14 protein-coding genes and 2 tRNA genes are annotated in these 17,038 nt (G+C 35.9%); 13 read left to right on the forward strand and 3 right to left on the reverse strand.

Annotation, left to right across the window (positions count from 1 at the left end):
• Positions 1–2: 2 nt before the first annotated feature.
• From cydB to BXY64_RS03050, 4 genes are all read left to right on the forward strand, one after another.
• Positions 3–1,136, forward strand: coding sequence for a cytochrome d ubiquinol oxidase subunit II (gene cydB / locus BXY64_RS03035; RefSeq protein WP_120238485.1), 1,134 nt, complete (start codon positions 3–5; stop codon positions 1,134–1,136).
• A 223-nt stretch (positions 1,137–1,359) separates the two neighbouring features.
• The gene (locus tag BXY64_RS03040; protein ID WP_120238486.1) at positions 1,360–2,454 is read left to right on the forward strand and encodes a chorismate mutase; all 1,095 of its coding nucleotides are present in this window, start codon (positions 1,360–1,362) and stop codon (positions 2,452–2,454) included.
• Between the two features lie 143 nt (positions 2,455–2,597).
• Positions 2,598–4,535, forward strand: a complete 1,938-nt coding sequence (locus BXY64_RS03045) for a DUF3857 and transglutaminase domain-containing protein (protein ID WP_120238487.1) — start codon at positions 2,598–2,600, stop codon at positions 4,533–4,535.
• Between the two features lie 9 nt (positions 4,536–4,544).
• Positions 4,545–5,390 carry a CPBP family intramembrane glutamic endopeptidase gene (locus tag BXY64_RS03050; RefSeq protein ID WP_170150560.1) on the forward strand — a complete coding sequence of 282 codons (846 nt, stop codon included), beginning with the start codon at positions 4,545–4,547 and terminating at the stop codon, positions 5,388–5,390.
• A 71-nt stretch (positions 5,391–5,461) separates the two neighbouring features.
• Here BXY64_RS03050 and BXY64_RS03055 read toward each other — a convergent pair whose 3' ends face one another.
• A complete protein-coding gene (locus tag BXY64_RS03055) occupies positions 5,462–6,205 on the reverse strand; it encodes a CDP-alcohol phosphatidyltransferase family protein (RefSeq protein ID WP_120238489.1) in 744 nt (247 codons plus the stop codon).
• 123 nt (positions 6,206–6,328) lie between these two features.
• Here BXY64_RS03055 and BXY64_RS03060 point away from each other — a divergent pair, with 123 nt between their 5' ends.
• The 3 genes from BXY64_RS03060 (at position 6,329) to mscL (ending at position 9,453) form a co-directional block, all read left to right on the forward strand.
• Positions 6,329–7,393 (forward strand): putative type IX sorting system protein PorV2, encoded by a 1,065-nt coding sequence (locus BXY64_RS03060; RefSeq protein WP_147375881.1) that lies wholly within the window; start codon positions 6,329–6,331, stop codon positions 7,391–7,393.
• A gap of 773 nt (positions 7,394–8,166) precedes the next feature.
• Entirely contained in the window at positions 8,167–8,853 is a 687-nt protein-coding gene (locus BXY64_RS03065) for a hypothetical protein (protein ID WP_120238491.1), read from the forward strand.
• A 171-nt stretch (positions 8,854–9,024) separates the two neighbouring features.
• Positions 9,025–9,453: a large-conductance mechanosensitive channel protein MscL gene (gene mscL, locus BXY64_RS03070; protein ID WP_245996580.1), complete on the forward strand. Its 429-nt coding sequence runs from the start codon at positions 9,025–9,027 to the stop codon at positions 9,451–9,453.
• A gap of 43 nt (positions 9,454–9,496) precedes the next feature.
• Here mscL and BXY64_RS03075 read toward each other — a convergent pair.
• Together BXY64_RS03075 and BXY64_RS03080 are read right to left on the reverse strand one after the other, a co-directional pair.
• A tRNA-His gene (locus BXY64_RS03075) sits at positions 9,497–9,572 on the reverse strand.
• Positions 9,573–9,595: 23 nt separating this feature from the next.
• Positions 9,596–9,671 (reverse strand) — tRNA-His (locus BXY64_RS03080).
• 121 nt (positions 9,672–9,792) lie between these two features.
• On the opposite strand from BXY64_RS03080, the gene BXY64_RS03085 reads away from it, so the two are divergent.
• The 6 genes from BXY64_RS03085 (at position 9,793) to lon (ending at position 16,939) form a co-directional block, all read left to right on the forward strand.
• Positions 9,793–10,467, forward strand: a complete 675-nt coding sequence (locus BXY64_RS03085; protein ID WP_120238492.1) for a DNA alkylation repair protein — start codon at positions 9,793–9,795, stop codon at positions 10,465–10,467.
• Between the two features lie 127 nt (positions 10,468–10,594).
• Positions 10,595–11,356 carry a Bax inhibitor-1/YccA family protein gene (locus BXY64_RS03090; protein ID WP_120238493.1) on the forward strand — a complete coding sequence of 254 codons (762 nt, stop codon included), beginning with the start codon at positions 10,595–10,597 and terminating at the stop codon, positions 11,354–11,356.
• Between the two features lie 34 nt (positions 11,357–11,390).
• Positions 11,391–12,605 carry a GNAT family N-acetyltransferase gene (locus BXY64_RS03095; RefSeq protein ID WP_211334397.1) on the forward strand — a complete coding sequence of 405 codons (1,215 nt, stop codon included), beginning with the start codon at positions 11,391–11,393 and terminating at the stop codon, positions 12,603–12,605.
• 87 nt (positions 12,606–12,692) lie between these two features.
• Entirely contained in the window at positions 12,693–12,944 is a 252-nt protein-coding gene (locus BXY64_RS03100; protein WP_120238494.1) for a type B 50S ribosomal protein L31, read from the forward strand.
• A 179-nt stretch (positions 12,945–13,123) separates the two neighbouring features.
• The gene (locus BXY64_RS03105; RefSeq protein WP_120238495.1) at positions 13,124–14,314 is read left to right on the forward strand and encodes a GlmU family protein; all 1,191 of its coding nucleotides are present in this window, start codon (positions 13,124–13,126) and stop codon (positions 14,312–14,314) included.
• 171 nt (positions 14,315–14,485) lie between these two features.
• Positions 14,486–16,939 carry an endopeptidase La gene (lon, locus tag BXY64_RS03110; RefSeq protein WP_120238496.1) on the forward strand — a complete coding sequence of 818 codons (2,454 nt, stop codon included), beginning with the start codon at positions 14,486–14,488 and terminating at the stop codon, positions 16,937–16,939.
• Positions 16,940–17,038 lie beyond the last annotated feature (99 nt).

Here is a 17,038-nt window from a genome sequence, read left to right on the forward strand (position 1 = left end):
TCATGTTTGAAAATTTATCACATTTAGCATTACAACAATATTGGTGGGTGATTGACTCACTTTTAGGGAGTATTTTGGTTTTCTTAATGTTCGTTCAAGGAGGGCAAACTTTAATATATCGATTGGGAAAATCCGATGAAGAACGAACGCTTTTAATTAATGCCCTTGGCCGTAAGTGGGAATTTACATTTACTACCTTAGTTACATTCGGAGGAGCAATGTTTGCTTCGTTTCCATTGTTTTATTCAACCTCTTTTGGTGGAGCTTATTGGGTTTGGATGGCTATTCTTTTTTGTTTTATCATTCAGGCTGTAGCTTATGAGTTTCGTTCTAAACCATCAAATGTTTGGGGAGCCAAAACTTTTGAGGTGTTCTTGTTTATTAATGGTTTACTTGGGACAATTTTGATTGGAACAGCTGTAGGAACATTTTTTAATGGAGCAGAATTTACCGTTAATGAATTGAATCAATCAAGATGGGCAAATCCATATGGTGGATTAGAGGCAGTTTTAAACTTACACAATGTAGCTTTGGGATTAACTGTTTTCTTTCTGGCGCGTTTGTTGGGAAGCTTATACTTCATGAATCATATCGAACATGAAGCAATTTTTAATCGATCGAAAAAGCAATTGTTGTATTGTGGAATTCCTTTTTTAGTGGTTTTCTTATTTTTTGCAATTCGCTTGTTGGTTATGGATGGTTTTGCTATTGATGCAGAAACGGGAACCGTAAGTGTTGAGGCATACAAATACTTGCACAACTTTTTGGCAATGCCATTGGTACTAATTTTATTCCTTGTTGGTGTTGTATTGGTGTTGTTTGGATTGATTAAATCATATTTAGCAGAAAAATATACCAAAGGAATTTGGTTTACTGGTGGAGGAACAATTTTGGTAGTATTTACACTTTTCTTGCTGGCAGGGTTTAACCATACTGCTTTTTATCCATCTAATGCTGATTTGCAGTCTTCCTTAACCATTCAGAATGCATCAGCTTCGCATTACACTTTAACGGCAATGAGCTATGTGTCCTTAATGGTTCCTTTTGTAATTGCCTACATTGTATGGGCTTGGAGAGCAATCAATAATAAAAAATTAGATTTGGAAGAATTGAGAAATGAAGATCATTTGTACTAAAAATAGAGAATCATGTATTTATCATCAATAATATGGCTTTTTACCTGGCCACTCTTAATATATGTAAGCTATAAAGCTGTAAGATATGCTTTAAGAAAGTTAGAATCGAAGCTTGAAGAGTAAGATAATTTGATCGGCAATCATTTAATGATTGCCGATTGTTTTAAATGAATTTTTAGATATCAACTAAAAATGTATTTTTGTGCATCCTAATTTTTAAGATATGAGTGGATTGGATAATATCAAACCTATACATAATTGGTTCAGTAAGAAGTTGGATACACATCCGATAGTGATTAGTGGACCTTGTAGTGCTGAGTCTGAGGAGCAGTTGGTATCAACTGCAAAGGCTTTAAATGATACAGAACAGGTTCAGATATTTCGAGCTGGAGTTTGGAAACCTAGAACCAGACCAAATTCTTTTGAAGGAAGAGGTTTGGATGCCTTACAGTGGCTAAATACCGTAAAACAGGAAACTGGCTTGTTAACCATGGTAGAGGTGGCATCGCCTAAGCATGTTGAAATGTGTTTGCGCCATAATGTTGATATATTGTGGATTGGAGCACGAACAACATCAAATCCATTCTCGGTTCAGGAATTGGCAAGTGCATTGCAAGGAATGAATATGCCTGTAATGGTTAAAAATCCTATTAATCCAGATATCAATCTTTGGATTGGAGCTTTAGAGCGCATACACAAAGCGGGAATCTCAAAACTTGCGGCAATTCATCGAGGTTTTTATCCGTTCGAGAAGACCATTCTACGAAATATCCCTAAATGGGAAATTCCTATTGAATTAAAATCGCGCTTCCATAATTTACCTATTATTTGCGATCCTAGTCATATTGCAGGAAGTAGAAAATACATTCACGAAATGGCTCAGAAAGCTATGGATTTAAATATGGATGGCTTAATGATAGAAAGTCATATTTGTCCTGATGAAGCTTTGAGTGATGCCGATCAGCAACTAACACCTGAGGATTTAAATCAAATGCTGAGAAGTTTGGTTTGTCGATTACATGTAGTGGGCGATGAAGAGATTGATCAGCTTGTGAAATATAGAAGTCAAATTGACTCGGTAGATGCACAGTTGATTGAGTTGCTTGCGCAGCGAATGAATATTGTTGAAGAAATAGGAGAGTACAAAAAGGAGAAGAATATGACGATTCTACAACTTCAGCGATGGGAAAAGGTTCGTGAGCGTGGAGTTGATCTTGCAAAAAGCCTGGGATTGTCGGAGAAGTTCACCACTCAATTGTTAAGAATGATTCACAAAGAAGCCATTCTTCGACAGAATGAAGTGATGAATAGAAAGTAAATCAAACTACCTGCGATAACTTTTTTATTGAGCATTTATTTTTACAGAATCTATATTATTATGATTTAATAATTCTTTGTGCTTTTGTGTTCACAAAGTTTATGATTTTGTTTAGTTTAAGGTGATCAAAAAAAAATCACCTTATGAAAAGCCTAATAAAAGCTTATTTGTTTATAACCTGTTTGTTGGTTGTGAGCTATGACTCTCATGCAAAAGGAATAAAGTATGGGAAATTCTCAAAAGATGAAATCTTACTATCAGAATGCTCTTACGAAACGGATGCAGTTGCTGTTATTTTAAGTAAAACTTGTGTGGTTGATGTAAGTTACAGAGCAATCAATTACCGACATCACGTTAGGGTTAAAATTCTTAAGGAAGAGGGTTTAGATAAAGCTAATATAGAACTCCCATATTGGCGAAAAGATGGATTGGAAAAGATCACATCAGTCAAAGGACACACCATAAATTTTGATGAGAATAAAAGCAAAGAGGTTACTGATCTTAATGGGAAGTCTGTTTTCGATGTTGACTTGAATGAAAGTTATGGAGCTGTACGTTTTGGGATGCCAAATGTAAAGGTGGGTTCAATAATAGAATATAAATATACGCTAGTTTCCAATTTCTACTCTTACCTGGATACATGGTATTTTCAAGATGATATTCCAACCTTATACAGTTCTATTAAGGTAAGTATTCCAGAATCATTTAGATATAATATGGTAAGCTTTGGGCATAGGCTAACAGCGAAATATCCATCCGTAAGTAGCAATGAGTGGATATTAACCAATTTAAGTTCGATAAAAGAAGAGCCATATGTGAATAACCATATGGATTTTGTTGAGCAAATTCGTTTTCAGCTAACGGGGTATTATAAAAATGCCGATGGAATAGCTGGAGGTATTGAATTTATTACAGTAAAATCTACATGGGATAAATTAGCCAGTGAATATTTGAGGGCTTTCGACTTTTTTGGAAGAAAAGGCTATGCTAAAAAAGTTGTAGAGCAAATTTTAGATGGGGATGAAAACAATTGGGAAAAATTGGAGAAGATATATGACTATGTTCGAACTCAGGTAAAGTGGGATGGAGAATATCGTTTATATCCTAAAAAATCTGCTCCCAAAATCTTAGAAGAAAAGGTAGCATCAAATTCGGAGATAAATTACCTGTTGGTTTTACTTTTAAGAGAAGCTGGATTAAAAGCTGAACCTGCTTTAACTCGTACCAATAACTTAGGACTTTTACAAAAGAGCTATCCTTTGATGAGCCAGTTCAATCAGGCTTTAGCTTATGTAGAAATATTTGGAAAGAAGCTGTTTTTAAATGCTACTTCGCCTTATAGGCCATATCAGTTATTGGAAGAGAATGACTTGAATTACTTTGCTTTGGTGATCGAAAAAAATAAAGCTCGATGGGAAAAGGTAGTGGCATATAGAAAATCTCGTCAACAGTTGGTGCTAAACTATGATTTTACAAATATTGATGATCCAAACTGTAATTTTAAAATTATAGAGAGTGGCTATTATGCAGTAAAATCAAGAAAGTACATCAAGAAGTTTGGTTTGGAAGAGTTTCTGAAAACCATGATTGATGAATCGGAAGTAGAATTGAATAAAGATTCAGTTCAGATGCTTAGCCTTGATAACGTCAATAAACCTTTGGAAATCACATGTAAGTTGCCAATGACAGAAGTGGATTTAGAAAACGATATGATCTATTTTGAACCCATCCCTAATATTTTTACAGATAATCCATTTCTAAAAGAAGATAGGCAATATCGTATTGATTTTAATTATAATCGATATCAGTCTATCCTTATTAATATAAAGCTTCCCGAAGGCTCTCATGTTGAGGATTGGCCAAAGTCAAAAGTGATTAAACTTTCTGAAGGTTTTGGGAAGTATTTGATAACAACAAAAAAACAAACTGATGGCTTGCAGGTGAGGACTCTTTTTGAGATTAAAAAAGCTTTCTTCAGTAAAGACTATTATAGAGAATTAAGAGAATTATTTACGCATATGCTATCCTCCATAAAGGAGCAGGTAGTAATTCAAAAGAACAATACATTATCAGAAAAATAGATGGAAGAAATGAACACACAACAGCAAGAAGCTGTTAAGACCGAAAAAATGGCATATCCAAGCATTAAGCAATCGTGGGGAATAATAGGAATTTTATTGCTGGTTATGATTGGATACAGTATACCTGTTGGATTAATTCAGTATGCACTGGGAGATGTTTTGCAGGGTCCTATGAGTTTTGTTAATTATGCTGTGCCATTAGGCATTATGATTTTTATTGCTATAAGTTTTAAAAAGAAAAATCACAAAAATGAAAGCGCCATTGCATTTAATCCATTCCCTCTGGTTATTCTGCCTATGGTGGTAATTGTAACCTTATGCATGTTGGTAATAAATATTGAAATCACTAGTTGGGTGCCAGCACCTGAGTGGTTGATGGATTTATTTAAGAACATGATGCAGGACAACATTTGGGGATTTGTAACAGTGGCTGTTGCAGCACCTATTCTAGAGGAGTTATTAATGAGAGGAATTGTGCTTGATGGATTACTAAAAAACTATAATCCTTGGAAAGCGATTGTTTGGTCGGCAGTATTTTTTGGGATTATGCATTTTAATCCATGGCAATTTGTTGTAGCTTTTTTAATAGGGATTGTAATGGGATATCTATACTGGAAAACAAAATCGCTTCTGCTTTGTATGATCATTCATGCTGTGAATAATGGAACGGCTTTTTTCCTTAGCAAATCTAATCCCGATGCTATTACATGGAAAGAGATGTTAGGATTAGGAACTGTAGAGAGAATAGGATTGTTTTTTGCTGCTATTTTAATCGTATGGTTGGCTTATCGATATTTCGAAAATTATTTTAAGAAAAGTGATGAACCAATAGAGGAATCAAAATACAACAAGTAGTAACAGAAAAGTCTAAAATAAACAGAAACGCCGCAAAGATGATTTGCGGCGTTTCTGTTTATATGTTTTTTTTATTTCTTCTTGGTAAGATTATCAATGATCGAAAACAGGATGTAAACAAAAATTACAAGAGGAATTACAAGCCATTTTACCAATACGGCCAATAAAACCAAACTCATTAAAAACAAGTATCTGATTTTGTTATCCTGCCAACTTAAGTTCTTCACCTTTAGGGCAAACATTGGTATTTCCGAAACCAATAACAGCGATGTAATTACAATGGCTACAATAATAATTGCAGGATTAGCGAGCCATTCTACAATAAAAGGATAATCGCCAAAGTGCAACACCAAAGGAATTGATGCCCAAAACATGGCATTGGTTGGTGTGTTAACCCCAATAAACGATTCTGTTTGTCGGGTGTCGACATTAAATTTAGCCAATCTTAATCCAGAAAAAACAGGAATAAGAAAAGCCGATAATAGGATGGCAATTTGAGATGCCTCCAATTCGGCAGGATTGAAATCGGCATGAACATCACCCAAAATAGCATATTTTAAATAAGCTAATGCAATAAGTCCGGGCGTGAATCCAAAACTTACCATATCCGCAAGAGAATCCAATTCCTTGCCCATTGGCGAATATGCCTTCAACAACCTGGCAGATAATCCATCACAGAAATCAAATATTGCAGCAATTAATACAAAGGCTGCAGCCAATTCCAAATGACCTTCAACGGCCAGTAAACTTGCTGTGCAGCCCGAAAATAAATTTAAACAGGTAATGGTGTTTGGGATGTGTTTTACAATGCTCATGCTTTCTGTTTTGTTTGTAGATTCACAAAAATAAGTGAATTTTTCGATTCTGCTTATTTACACCCCAATTATGCTACAGATTAAAAAAAGCATATTATTTTTACGATTCTAGAATTGTACAATATGCGAGTATTACTCACACTCTTTTTAATATTAGGATTTTGTAGTTTGTCGATGGCGCAAACTTCGGCTCCTACCTACAGTAACGAATTCCTTTCCATAGGAGTTGGTGCCCGATCTTTTGCCATGGGAAATGCCAGTGTTGCATCTCAATCGAATGTTGAGGCGGCTTACTGGAATCCTGCCTCATTGGTTAAAATCCATAATAAATACGATGTGGCAGCCATGCATGCCGAGTATTTTGGAGGCTTGTCGGCCTACGATTATGCAGGATTGGCTGTGAAGTTGAATAAGGAAAGTACCATTGCTTTCAGTTTTATTCGTTTTGGGGTAGATGATATCCCGAACACTTTAGAGCTGATCGATAAGGATGGAAACCTGCGTTACGATCGCATTACAACATTTACCTCTGCCGATTATGCCTTGCTGATTTCTTATGCGCGCAAAACGGGAATCAAAGGATTAGATGTTGGGGGAAATGTAAAACTAATTTACCGCCATACCGGCGATTTTGCTTCGGCCTATGGTTTTGGTATCGATTTGGCAGCGACCTATAGCACATCTTCATGGAAATTTGGAGCACTTTTGCGCGATGCTACAAGCACATTTAATTCGTGGGTGTTTAAAACCGATCAGTTGGAAGAGGTGTTTGAAGTAACGGGTAACGAAATTCCTGAGAATTCAACCGAGTTAACCTTGCCTAAATTAATTTTGGGTGTGAGCAGAGAGTTTCAATTGTCTGATAAGTTTGCCTTGTTGGCCGAGTTCAATACCGATCTTACTTTCGATGGCAAGCGAAATGTGTTGGTACAGGGCGATCCCATAAGTATCGATCCACATATGGGAATAGAAGCTTCCTTTAAAAAGTTCATTTTCCTGCGTGCAGGGGTAAACAACTTTCAGGAAGAAACAGATTTCGACAACAGCAAAAGCTGGACTTTTCAGCCCAACCTGGGCTTGGGAATCAACTACAAAAATTTCCGATTGGATTATGCATTAACCGATGTTGGCGACCAATCCATCGCACGATATTCCAATGTGTTCTCTTTGGCTTATTCGTTTGATTAAAGATTTTTTTCATACGACCTAATGGTTCGGTTTGTGAATAGATCCTTCCATTCAATCCATTGGCATTTCTATTCAGGCATCACAATCTTTGCTTCAATGACTGGTGTGGATGCTTCAATAAGCACACTTTCCAATTAAGAAGGCTTGCAGTTCGATTCAGAACGCTCGATGTGTGATTCAGAAGACACGGATCTCGATTCAGTACACTTGAAGTTCAATTCAGTGGACCTGAAATGCGATTCATAACACTCGGATTGTCATTCAGTGCGTACTAATTTCCATTCAGAAGCCTCGGAGTGCTTTTCATCGCCTTGGCATTTCTTTTCAATGCATACTCATTTCAATTAGATAGCCTATAATTTCGATTCAGTAGACTGGGAAAATAATTCAGTGAGGTCTGATTTTGATTCGGTTCGTTTGTATTTTGATTAGAAAGCATTTGATATACATAAATAGAAGGTGTAGATCTGTTAGTCGAAAATAAAATCGAATTCGTAAATCTCCTTTATTTTACTGGTGGAATCAGCAAAGTGAGAGATAAAAGCTTGTAAGTATTCAGATGGTGAGTATTATGGGCGAGATTAAACTAAACAGTAGTTTTTGTTTTCTGATAATAATTCTATAAATTCACTCTGATAAAATATAAATGAACAATAAAAACAAATACTATTTTAAAATGAAACGAACATGAATTTTAGCATTCTAAAATACACACATGAGAATGATTAAATTCATCGAGAGTTCCATCTAACCAAAAAATAAAATTTAAACAGATGAAAAAGACAATCATTTCCCGTCACAATGCAAACTTGCAAGTGGTAAATGTTCTTAAAACCAACGAGAGCAAATATTCTGGAATTCCTGCAATGGTAAATGCAGTAGCAGCTTTAAACACTTCGGTTGATAAAGCGGTTGAACTTTTTGCAAAAGTAGGTAGTATTCCGAACAAACCTGCAGGTAATAAAAATGTGGCAAAGGCCGAACTGATATCCATATGCCTGGTGGTAAGTAATGTGGTTCATGTTTATGCCTATATGAAAAAGGATGAGAATTTACAAAGTTTCTTGGTGACCTCAGAAGCTGAATTGGGTGTGAGAATGCGCCAGCAGGATCTGCTGAACTATGCCAAAAACCTGGCAGAGAAAATTGCACCTATAGCTACCGAATTGGCAGATTACGGATTAACTGAAGAATTAAAGACTGAACTGAACAATGAGATTGCCGAGTTCGAAAAGCTCATGATAGAGCCTCGCCAATTGATTAATGAGCGTAAAAATGCCAACGAAATGATAGAAGATTGTATCGTTGAAATTTATAGTTTGCTAATTAATCGTATTGATCCTTTTATGGAGCTATTTAATGGGGATGAGGAATTTTATCGTGCCTACAAAAATGCTCGAATGATTGTTGATCCCGCGAATAGGAAACGACCAGAAGAAGAGACTGCTGCTAATGCATAGCAGTAGCTTTGATAGGATATGTAAAAAGCAAGCTTTTGGGCTTGCTTTTTTTTATTTCAGTTGAAAAGTTATTCATTTAAATATAGGCATTTCAAGTTTGCTTTTAAGTTGATTAGTAGTAATTAAGAAATATATTCATATCTTAAAATTGCTATTAAAGATTTTAATGAAATGAAGATTTTAAAGGAATTCAAAGAATTTGCAATTAAGGGCAATATGTTCGATATGGCTATTGGAATCATTATAGGAGTTGCCTTCAATAAAATTGTGTCATCGCTGGTTAACGATGTGTTATTGCCAGCATTTAGTATGGTAATTGGGAAGGTCAATTTTCAGACTCTTAGTATTGTTTTGCAGGAAAAACAATTGGATGCCAATGGACAAATTATACAGGAATTGGTGGAGCTTAAATATGGGAACTTTATTCAGGTTACTTTGGATTTTTTCATTATTGCTTTGGTAATTTTTGCAGTAGTAAAGGTGATTAATAATATCAGGCGAAAAGGGGAGGATGTGAAAAATGAAACCGTTGCTACGCCTAAAGATATAGAGTTGCTTACAGAGATAAGAGATCTGTTAAAGCAGAGAAATGAAAAATAGGAAAACAAAAAAGCAAGCTCAAATAGAACTTGCTTTTCTTTTAGGGTGAAAGACCGGAATCGAACCGGCGACCTCTGGAACCACAATCCAGCGCTCTAACCAACTGAGCTACATCCACCATGTAATGTAATAAAAATAAGTAGGGTGAAAGACCGGAATCGAACCGGCGACCTCTGGAACCACAATCCAGCGCTCTAACCAACTGAGCTACATCCACCATTTTCGCGTTAGCGGTGCAAATATAGAGAAATCCTGACATATCATCCAAATAAAAATGAAAAAAATATTCCCAAAGAATTATAAAGTCTACCTTTGTAGGCAGTTAACAAATTAAAAAAAATGGAATTTTTTATCGACGATAAGGAAACAGAAGCAGTTTTTCAGGAAATATTTAAGAAAGTTCAAATTTTACGCAATGGTGAAACCCATTCTGAAATGAAAAAATATGGTTTGAACTATCAGAAATCATTAGGGGCAACCATTGTTAATTTGAGAGAATTGGCAAGTGGGTATTCGAAAGATCATTTGCTGGCACATAAACTTTGGACAAAAGCATTTCGCGAAACAAAAATTCTGGCCAGTTTGTTGGAGGAGCCCGAAAAGGTGAATGAGGATCAAATTAATCGTTGGTTGGATGAAATGGATTCCAATGAGCTGATTGAGCAAGTAAGCATGAATTTGTTCTTGAATATGCCAAATGTTTATGAATTGATACCGGAATGGTTGCAATCGGAAAATTACCGAAGAGTATTGTGTGCCGTGATTATTTCTGGTCGACTGGCCATGAAAAAAGATGAGGTGAAGGTAAGAGAGTTGTTCAAATTTGTAGAAATGATTCCAAGCAATATCGATGAATATTATCTGAGAAATCAGATGAAAAGAAGTTTGGGCAAAATGGTTCGCGTAAACAAAGAGATCGCTGATACCATTTGCGAAAAGGTTAGGGGCTTGCGTGCCAAGGATGAAAACTGGCAGGAAGTATGGGATGATTTGCAGTATGAGCTTGACTTGTAGATTATTTTAAGATTATTTAAGAGCCTTATGTTTTAAAAATCTAGGAAATCAGAATTAAACAGAGTAAATTTGAGGTTCAAAATTATATCATAACTATAGAATTATTGTAGATAAACAACTAAAATATATGGCATTAACAAAGAGTTCTAATCCGGTATTAAGCGAAAGAATATTTCAAACTTCACGAGCAGAAGTTTATGGTGAAACGATGACCATTAACGGAACTGTGAATAAAATTGCAATGTTGCTGTTTTTTGTAGTAGCTGCTGCAAGTTTCACATGGGGAATGGTTTCTGTAACCAGTACTGGCGAAATCACTTCATCGGTATATCCATGGATGATTGGAGGAGCAATTGGTGGTTTGATTTTGGCATTGATAACTGTATTTAAACCAAAAGCATCACCTTATACAGCACCTTTTTATGCATTGTTCGAAGGTTTGTTTTTAGGAGGAATTTCTGCATTAATGAATGCTGCATATCCTGGTATTGTAATGCAGGCTGTAGGCTTAACATTTGGAGTCTTGTTTGCCATGTTATTTGCTTACAAAACAGGTTTAATTAAAGTAACACAAAAATTTAAGGCAGGAATTGTTGCTGCTACTGGTGGTATCATGCTATTTTATTTGGTAACCTGGATCATGAACATGTTCGGAATTGGTAACGGATTCTATTATGGTTCTAGTTTATTGAGTATTGGTATTAGTTTGGTTATTGTTGTGATTGCAGCATTAAACCTGGTATTGGATTTTGATTTTATAGAAAAAGGAGCTCAATCGGGAGCACCAAAATATATGGAGTGGTACGGCGCATTTGGATTAATGGTAACATTAATTTGGCTGTATGTTGAACTATTGAGATTGTTGGCAAAAATTGCCAATCGCGATTAATTAATTTTAGGTATCCATATTTAAGAAGTTTCTTGTGAATATTATTGAAGTTACAAATCAAAAGCATCGAACCGAGTTTTTGGATCTGGCTGGAAAGCTGTATAAGAACGATTCAAACTATGCTCGCCCGTTAGATGCCGAAATAGAAGGGATTTTTAATCCAGATAATAACTCTTTCTTTTCCCACGGTAAAGCCATTCGTTGGATTCTGCAGGATGAGAATGGAGCTACCATTGGTCGTATTGCTGCCTTTATAAATGAGAAGAAAGCCCATACTTATGAACAACCAACAGGTGGATGTGGATTTTTTGAATGTATCGATGACAAAAAGGCAGCGTTCTTATTGTTCGATACGGCAAAAAGCTGGCTAAGCGATAATGGTATGGAAGCCATGGATGGCCCGGTAAACTTTGGTGAAAACGACAACCATTGGGGATTATTGGTAGATGGATTTATTCCTCAAGGATATGGAATGCCGTATCATCAGAAGTATTACAAAGCGTTTTTTGAAGAATATGGTTTTAAAGTATTCTTCGAACAATACAGCTATCATCTTGATTTAAGTAAGAAATTTCCAGAGCGATTTTGGAAAATAGCCGAGTGGATTGCAAAGAAACCAGGCTTTTCTTTCGAGCATTTTAGATATGATAACTCAGAAAAGTACGTACAGGATATCATTTCGGTATACAATGAAGCCTGGAAATTTCATGATAATTTCTCACCAATAGATCCGGAAGATCTTAGAAAGATTGCAAGAGAAGGAAAAGGAGTAATTGAGGAGGAATTCATTTGGTTTGCTTATCATGAGGGAAAACCAATTGCATTTTTTGTTGCAATGCCTGATATCAATCAGATCCTGATAAAGATGAATGGGAAATTTAACCTTTGGAACAAGTTAAAGTTCTTGTATTATCTGAAAAGAAAAACAATTACTCGTGCTCGTATTACCATTATGGGAGTTGTACCGAAATACCAGAGATTTGGTGTGGAGTCGGCGATCTTCTGGCATATGGACAAGGTGATGAAACACAAACCTCAATACAATGAAATGGAATTATCATGGGTGGGTGATTTTAATCCAAAAATGGTTTCCATTTATGAATCGGTTGGTGGAGTTAAAATGAAGACTCATTTCACCTATAGATATCTTTTTGACCGAAATAAACCTTTTAATCGAACACCTATTATCCCTCTGGAAAACAGAGGAGATAAGGCAAAGAGGAAAAAAGCCAAGGAAAGTGCAGAATAATTAAATAATTCTTTGCAAAATAAATTACAATATCTACCTTTGCACTCCATTGGAAGAAGATTATAAGAAATTTAAAGGATATTTAAAATGAAAAAGGGAATACATCCGGAAAACTACCGTTTGGTAGCTTTTAAAGACATGTCTAACGAAACTGTTTTTTTAGCGAAGTCTACTGCTAACACTAAAGAAACTATCGAATTTGAAGGAACAGAGTATCCATTGGTAAAATTAGAGATTTCTAATACATCTCACCCATTTTATACTGGTAAGATGACTTTGGTAGATACTGCTGGACGTGTAGACAAGTTCATGAACCGTTACAAGAAGTTCAAGAAGTAAGATCAAAAATTACTATAGAAGAAAAGCTCCGATATTCGGAGCTTTTTTTTTGTGCAAATTTCTGAGGAAGAATTACTATGTATAATTAAAGCAAGTTATTCAACTCTTTTTTTGTATTTTTGACCATACATAAAATTTGAAACACAAGAATCCTTTGGGGATTTACTATTACTACTGCAATGAATTATATTCTTTTTGATGATGGAGCATGGAACGAATTGCTTCCTCTTACATTTACTCGTCCGGTTTCTGAGCTTCGCATTGGAATTACTACCATTCGCGAGAAGTGGGAACGTTTATTAAACACTGAATTTAGCTTTTTAACTCAAGAATATTTGAGTGAGAAGTATCCTTTAAAAAAAGATGATACGAACATTTTAATCAATGGATCTGTTATAGCAAATAAGGAATTGATTGATGCCATTCAGAATTTAAAGGAAGGAGATTTCTTAATTGCAAATGACCTTGTGATTGCGGCTTGTTTAAATGCTGATGAGATCGCACAGGTACAAAAAGAGAAATTGGAAGGTGTAAATACTATCGAATTCACAGGAGAGTTTGATCGAATTAACAAAACCTACGATATCTTCTCATTAAATGATAAAATCCTTCGTCAGGATTTTGCTTTGCTTACGGAAGGAAGACAATCTCAACCCATATCGGATACGGTAAATGTATTGGGCAAGGAGAATATCTTTATAGAAGAAGGTGCATCTGTTGAGTTTGCAACATTAAATGCACAAAAAGGGCCAATTTATATTGGTAAAGATGCTGAAATTATGGAAGGTGTTTTGGTGCGCGGACCATTGGCAATGTGTGAGCATTCGGTTCTGAATTTAGGTGCTAAAATTTATGGAGCCACAACACTGGGGCCTTATTGTAAATGTGGTGGAGAGTTGAATAATGTAGTAATGTTTGGCTATTCAAATAAGGGTCATGATGGATTCCTTGGCAATGCAGTACTTGGAGAGTGGTGTAATATTGGAGCAGATACCAATAACTCTAACTTAAAGAATAACTATTCGCAGGTTAAGCTTTGGAACTATGTAAGCCAAAACTTTGCAAGAACAGGATTGCAATTTTGTGGAACCATAATGGGTGATCATTCTAAGCTGGGCATTAATACCATGCTGAATACTGGTACCGTGATTGGCGTAAGCTCGAATGTATTTGGTGCAGGTTTCCCTCGCAACTTTATTCCGTCATTTTCAATGGGAGGACACCACGGATTTAAAGAGTATCGTTTAAATGCAACATTCGAAGTTGCCGATTTGGTAATGAAACGTAGAGGAAAAGAATTTGATGATGTTGAAAAGAGGATTCTGTCTCACATTTTTGAAATGACAAAAGAGTACAGAAAATCATTTTAAAGTATAAATGAAGAGTCCTTACAAAAAAAATGTGAGGACTTTTTGTTTGGCACAGGGATTGCCAAGTACATAGCAGCAAATTTTTTTTTAGAGGAAGCGACATTTTGTCACATCAGTTTAATAAAAACTTACTTCCTTTACAGATATAATGTAAGAAAGGCAGACGAGATAATGAGTAGTAAGATAGAATTCAATATTAGTGATATAGTTTTGTCGAATATGATGGATGAAGATTCGGATTTTATTCCAATTATAACCGATGAGGATGAAAGTGCATTGGATGAGTTGCAGGTACCTGACACTTTGCCAATACTACCTCTTCGAAATACAGTTTTATTTCCAGGAGTTGTAATTCCAATTTCTGTTGGTAGAGAAAAATCGTTGAAGTTGGTTCGCGAGGTTTACAACAACAAAGGAATGTTGGGTGCAGCTTCTCAAATTGATTTGAGTGTTGAAGAACCACACTTCGAGGATATCAATAAAATTGGTACAGTAGCTCAAATTATCAAGATTCTTGAAATGCCTGACGGAACTACTACGGTAATTCTTCAGGGGAAAAAGCGTTTTGAACTTGAAGAGATAATTAGCGAAGAACCATTTCATGTAGGAAGAATCAAAACAATCAAGGATCAGCGTCCTGAGGTTGAAGATAATGAATACCAGGCTTTGGTTTCTTCTGTGAAAGATATTGCTATTAAGGTAATTAAATTATCACCTCAAATTCCAAATGAAGCATCATTTGCAATAAAGAACATCGAAGGTTCTTCGTTTTTAATCAATTTTATTTCTAGTAATTCAGAAATAAGACATGACCATAAGCAAAGACTTTTGGAGTTTGATAAAATTCGAGATAGAGCAATGAAACTTCTTGAATATTTAGTTCGTGAAGTTCAGGTTCTGGAGTTGAAAGATGATATTCAATCGAAAGTAAAGACCGATATGGATCAGCAGCAAAGAGAATATTTGTTGCATCAGCAAATGAAAACCATTCAGGATGAATTGGGAGGAAGTCCTAATGATCAGGATGTAGTTGAATTGGAAGAGAAATCTAAAGACAAGAAATGGTCTGAGGAAGTATCTGAAACTTTCCAGAAAGAATTAAAGAAGCTTCAACGGTTGAATCCAGCTGCTGCAGAATATTCGGTTCAATTGAATTATTTGCAGGAGTTATTGGATTTGCCTTGGAATGAATTTACTGAGGATAATTTTGATTTGCGGAGAGCTCAGAAAGTTTTGGATAATGATCATTTTGGCTTGGAGAAGGTAAAAGATCGTATCATTGAGCATTTAGCTGTACTTAAATTAAAAGGTGATTTGAAATCTCCAATCTTATGTCTTTACGGACCTCCAGGGGTTGGTAAAACATCATTGGGAAAATCAATTGCTGAATCTTTAAACAGAAAGTATGTCAGAATGTCTTTGGGTGGATTACATGATGAATCGGAGATTCGAGGACATAGAAAAACATACATTGGAGCCATGCCTGGTCGTATTATTCAAGGAATGAAAAAGGCTGGATCATCGAATCCGGTATTCATATTGGATGAGATTGATAAAGTAGGTAGCGATTTTAGAGGAGATCCATCTTCAGCATTGCTTGAGGTTTTGGATCCGGAGCAAAACAATGCTTTTCACGATAATTTCCTTGAGGTAGATTACGATTTATCGAAAGTGATGTTTGTTGCAACAGCAAACAATGTTGGGTCTATTTCTGCACCTCTTCGTGATCGTATGGAGATGATTGATGTTAGTGGATACATTCAGGAAGAGAAAGTTGAAATTGCTCGTCGTCACCTGATCCCTAAGCAAATGGAAAATCATGGAATTACTTCAGATCATATAAAAATATCGAAAGAGGTGATCGCAGTGGTAGTAGATAAATATACTCGTGAGTCTGGTGTTCGTGCATTGGATCAGCGCATTGCAAAAATTATGCGTAGAGTAGCTCGTAAGGTTGCTATGGATGAAGAATACGATGTTAACCTTAAGTCTGAAGATTTAAAAGAGTATTTGGGCGCCGAAATGTTTAGCCGCGAAAAGTATCAGGGCAACGATTATGCTGGAGTGGTAACCGGATTGGCTTGGACTTCAGTTGGAGGTGAAATTCTGTTCATAGAATCAAGTCTTTCTGCAGGAAAAGGAAAATTGACCTTAACTGGGAACCTTGGTGATGTGATGAAAGAATCTGCATTGTTGGCTCAGGAATACTTGCGTGCACACTGTGATTCTTTAGACATTAAGAAAGAAGCTTTCGATGAGTGGAATCTTCATGTTCACGTTCCGGAAGGAGCAATTCCAAAAGATGGACCATCGGCAGGTGTAACTATGGTAACTGCAATGGCTTCAGCATTTACCCAGCGTAAAGTGAAGAAAAACATTGCGATGACAGGTGAGATTACATTGAGAGGTAAAGTACTTCCGGTTGGTGGAATTAAGGAAAAGATCCTTGCAGCAAAACGTGCCGGCATTAAGGAGATTATTCTTTGTAATCAGAACAAGAAAGATATCGAAGAAATTAAAGATGTTTACTTAAAAGGATTAAAATTCCATTTTGTAGATGAGATTATGGAAGTTCTTGAGATTGCTTTAATGAAGCAGAAAGTTAAGAACCCACTGAAAATATAATCAGGATAAAAATTAGAAGAAAGGCTCTCAATTTGAGAGCCTTTTTCATTTAGTAGACCTTAGTGTCATAAAAATTCTTACTTTTAAGTTCAGTTATTC

Origin of the sequence: Marinifilum flexuosum (assembly GCF_003610555.1) — a bacterium.
Taxonomy (GTDB): domain Bacteria; phylum Bacteroidota; class Bacteroidia; order Bacteroidales; family Marinifilaceae; genus Marinifilum; species Marinifilum flexuosum.

Coding starts and splice junctions, on each gene's coding strand:
- BXY64_RS03085 (WP_120238492.1), top strand. CDS start 9,793: ATGGAATTTTTTATCGACGATAAGGAAACAGAAGCAGTTTTTCAGGAA.
- BXY64_RS03060 (WP_147375881.1), top strand. CDS start 6,329: ATGCGAGTATTACTCACACTCTTTTTAATATTAGGATTTTGTAGTTTG.
- BXY64_RS03105 (WP_120238495.1), top strand. CDS start 13,124: ATGAATTATATTCTTTTTGATGATGGAGCATGGAACGAATTGCTTCCT.
- BXY64_RS03055 (WP_120238489.1), bottom strand. CDS start 6,205: ATGAGCATTGTAAAACACATCCCAAACACCATTACCTGTTTAAATTTA.
- BXY64_RS03065 (WP_120238491.1), top strand. CDS start 8,167: ATGAAAAAGACAATCATTTCCCGTCACAATGCAAACTTGCAAGTGGTA.
- mscL (WP_245996580.1), top strand. CDS start 9,025: ATGAAGATTTTAAAGGAATTCAAAGAATTTGCAATTAAGGGCAATATG.
- cydB (WP_120238485.1), top strand. CDS start 3: ATGTTTGAAAATTTATCACATTTAGCATTACAACAATATTGGTGGGTG.
- BXY64_RS03050 (WP_170150560.1), top strand. CDS start 4,545: ATGAACACACAACAGCAAGAAGCTGTTAAGACCGAAAAAATGGCATAT.
- BXY64_RS03100 (WP_120238494.1), top strand. CDS start 12,693: ATGAAAAAGGGAATACATCCGGAAAACTACCGTTTGGTAGCTTTTAAA.
- BXY64_RS03090 (WP_120238493.1), top strand. CDS start 10,595: ATGGCATTAACAAAGAGTTCTAATCCGGTATTAAGCGAAAGAATATTT.
- BXY64_RS03045 (WP_120238487.1), top strand. CDS start 2,598: ATGAAAAGCCTAATAAAAGCTTATTTGTTTATAACCTGTTTGTTGGTT.
- BXY64_RS03040 (WP_120238486.1), top strand. CDS start 1,360: ATGAGTGGATTGGATAATATCAAACCTATACATAATTGGTTCAGTAAG.
- lon (WP_120238496.1), top strand. CDS start 14,486: ATGAGTAGTAAGATAGAATTCAATATTAGTGATATAGTTTTGTCGAAT.